The sequence below is a fragment of the Pseudoflavonifractor phocaeensis genome (assembly GCF_021531815.1).
GTDB lineage: Bacteria > Bacillota > Clostridia > Oscillospirales > Oscillospiraceae > Lawsonibacter > Lawsonibacter phocaeensis_A.
The window spans coordinates 1-3003 of sequence record NZ_JADYUM010000038.1; the positions used below are offsets into that span (position 1 = coordinate 1).

Genomic DNA, 3003 nt, shown 5'->3' on the forward strand with positions numbered 1-3003 from the left:
GGCGCCGGACGTAAGGAAGGCTTTTTTGTAGGACGCCCCTTGGGGACCGGGGCCGAAGCCCCGGAGATTTTTTTGGTACTTTTGTATCTCTACAAAAGTACCTCGCCCGGGGGCGAAATATCTCCATCCCCGTCCCGCCCGCAGGCGATAACTTAATACAAACTAAAATTTATAGTTCTTCGCAATAAACACGCCAAAATTCCGTCTGAATCAATGAAGGGCCGACGGCGGACAGGAAGGGAGGAGGTCCGGTGGAAGACAGTGCCATTATCGACCTGTACTGGGCCAGGGACCAGTACGCCATTTCAGCCTCTGACGAAAAATACGGCGCGCTTTGCCGCAAACTATCCCAGAACATTCTGTCCAGCCGGGAGGACGCGGAGGAGTGCGTCAACGACACCTGGCACCGGGCCTGGGACACCATGCCGCCCCAGCGTCCCGGCTCCCTGCGGGCCTATCTGGCCAAGATCGTCCGAAACCTGTCCATCGACCGCTGGCGGGCCAGAAAGGCCCAAAAGCGGGGGGCGGGGCTGGAGGTACTGCTGTCGGAACTGGAGGGCTGCATCCCCGCTTCCCCCAGCGCCGAAGCGGAGACCGAGGCGGGATTGGTGTCTGACTGTATCGACCGTTGGCTGGACGGTCTGCCTCAGCTGGACCGGGTAGCCTTTGTCCGCCGCTATTGGTACGGCCAGCGGGTGGACGAGTTGGCGGTCCAACTGGGGAACACCCCCAAGCAGATGGCTCAGCGGTTGTTCCGCTTGAGGGGCAGTCTGCGCCGCGCGCTGGAAAAGGAGGGGATCGTCCTGTGAGCGAGAAAAGCGAGCGCCTGTTCCGCGCTATGAGCGATATTGGGGACTATAAGATCGACGAGGCGGCGGAGACTATCGTTTCCGGGAAGCCTCATTGGAAGCGCTGGACCGCTCTGGCCGCCGCCCTGGCCCTGGTGGTGGGGGTGGGCAGCTATTTCCTGCCCCGCATGGGCGGAGGGGCCGCCAACGGGGGCTCCGGCTCCGGAACCGACGGGGCCAGCACCTTCATGTCCTATGCCGGACCGGTCTTTCCGCTGACCCTGCGGGAGGAGAATGATGCCATTACGGCGGAGCGGAACATCACCCTGGATTTTCAGCCTTGGGTGCGGGTGTGGTGGTCCAACGAGGAGGAGGCCGCCTCCCGTCGGGACCTGACGGAGGCGGAGCGGCAGGAGGTGCTGGATGATTACAACCAGTGGTTCCCGGAGGGAGGTCTCTGGCAGTCGTCCTCTGACATTCTGGTCACCGATGCCTATACGCTGACTAACGCCTTAGACACCGATCAGACTGTTTCCCTTCTGTATCCTTTTGTCAGTTCCCTGCAAGAGCTGTCAAAGGAAGCCCCCGTCCTTGCGGCGGACGGTGAGACATTGGAAACGGTCCTCCACGCGGGGGGCTATTCCGGCGGGTTCCAGGGGGCCTGGGAAGACTATGGAGAGACAGGAGAGAACCCGGGCAGCCGCAATCTGGAGCAGCCCAACTCCTGGGAGGCGTACAAGGCCCTGCTGTCTGACGGGCGTTATGCGGAAAAGGCGCTGGGAGAGTACCCGGACCTGAGCGGCACCCCGGCGGTGGTCTACCAATTCACGGACGCCTGGGGACCGGAGGCGGACGAGAGCAAGGGCGTCCCCAACCCCTCCATTCGTGTGACCTTTAAGATGGACTACGGCAAAACCACTGTGCTGTCCTATGGGTTCCACTCCATGAGCCGGGATGAGGAGAACCACTTCATGGGTCAGGGCTTCTCCATCCGGGAGGAGTGGGAGAAGGGGTACGGCGATCCCTATTACCTCATCGTTCTGGGGGATGATGTGGAGAACATGGCGTACCAGGGCTATGTGACCGGGGGCTGGGATACCCAGGCGACGGTGGAGGCCGGGGTGACCATCCGGCGGTATGAGACAGACCTGGACACCGTTCTCCGGGAGGCTGCCGCGCTGATGTACCGGGAAGTGCAGGAGGTATGCGGCAGCGGAGTGGATTTTGAGATGTACTACGGTCTGCTGCGGGAGGACCTCGCCGCCTACGGCCTGCTGTCGGAGCAGCCTGTCCAGCGGTACGATACCGGCTGGCTGGAGGAGAACGATGTGACAAATTCAGACCGGGTGTTCTACCTGAAGGCGGAGGTCACGATCCCCGCGGGACAGTCGGTGGAGCTGACGGCGGAGATGACCAGGGAGGCCAGCTTCGACTTCTACTGCGCCCATACCGAAAACCAAGGGGTGTACGGTTACGACATGGTGACGAAGTTGGGTTCTAACCTGGCCTGTACGTCGCAGACCGCCACCCTGGAGGACCGGGGACAGATCGAGATCGCCCGCCAGAACTTCGGTTTTGATCTGGAGCAGGGTGTGAAGACGGTTGTACTGGACCCGGACCAGGAGCACTACTACCTGGAGGTCCGCCAGCCGGAAGATACGGAGTGAAGAATGGAAACAGGCGCGGCCCGATGGAAAGGGCCGCGCCTGTTGTCAGCTTTTCGGCTTGGGTTTGCACACCAACGCCACCAGGAATCCGAAGAAGATGGCGGCGGTAATGCCGCCCGCGGCGGAGGTGACCCCGCCGGTGAGAGCGCCCAGAAAGCCCTGCTCCGCCACCGCTTTTTTGACGCCTTTGGCCAGCAGGTGGCCAAACCCGGTGAGAGGGACCGTGGCTCCGGCACCTGCCCAGTCTGCCAGGGGCTGGTATAGGCCCAGGGCACTCAGAATTACTCCGGCGGTGACGTAACTCACTAGGATCTTGGCGGGGGTCAGCTTGGTCTTGTCGATGAGGACCTGCCCGATGATACAAAAAATGCCTCCGCATAGAAATGCTTTTAAATATTCCATCGTGAAACGGAACCTCCTGTGGAAATGATAAATTTTAGTTTGTATTAAGTCATCGCCTGCGGGCGGGACGGAAGATGGGGATGTTTCGCCCCCGGGCGAGGTACTTTTGTAGAGATACAAAAGTACCCAAAAAATCTCCGGGGCTT

3 protein-coding genes are annotated in these 3003 nt (G+C 60.8%); 2 read left to right on the forward strand and 1 reads right to left on the reverse strand.

The window, feature by feature from the left end:
- Positions 1 to 251 precede the first annotated feature (251 nt).
- Both I6E42_RS12610 and I6E42_RS12615 read left to right on the forward strand, forming a co-directional pair.
- Positions 252 to 809 carry an RNA polymerase sigma factor gene (locus I6E42_RS12610; RefSeq protein ID WP_235372358.1) on the forward strand — a complete coding sequence of 186 codons (558 nt, stop codon included), beginning with the start codon at positions 252 to 254 and terminating at the stop codon, positions 807 to 809.
- Positions 806 to 2455 carry a hypothetical protein gene (locus I6E42_RS12615; protein ID WP_235372359.1) on the forward strand — a complete coding sequence of 550 codons (1650 nt, stop codon included), beginning with the start codon at positions 806 to 808 and terminating at the stop codon, positions 2453 to 2455. The genes I6E42_RS12610 and I6E42_RS12615 overlap by 4 nt, the downstream gene beginning before the upstream one ends.
- A gap of 45 nt (positions 2456 to 2500) precedes the next feature.
- Here I6E42_RS12615 and spoVAE read toward each other — a convergent pair whose 3' ends face one another.
- On the reverse strand, positions 2501 to 2857 hold the full coding sequence (spoVAE, locus tag I6E42_RS12620) for a stage V sporulation protein AE (RefSeq protein ID WP_235372363.1): 357 nt from the start codon (positions 2855 to 2857) through the stop codon (positions 2501 to 2503).
- Positions 2858 to 3003: the final 146 nt, after the last annotated feature.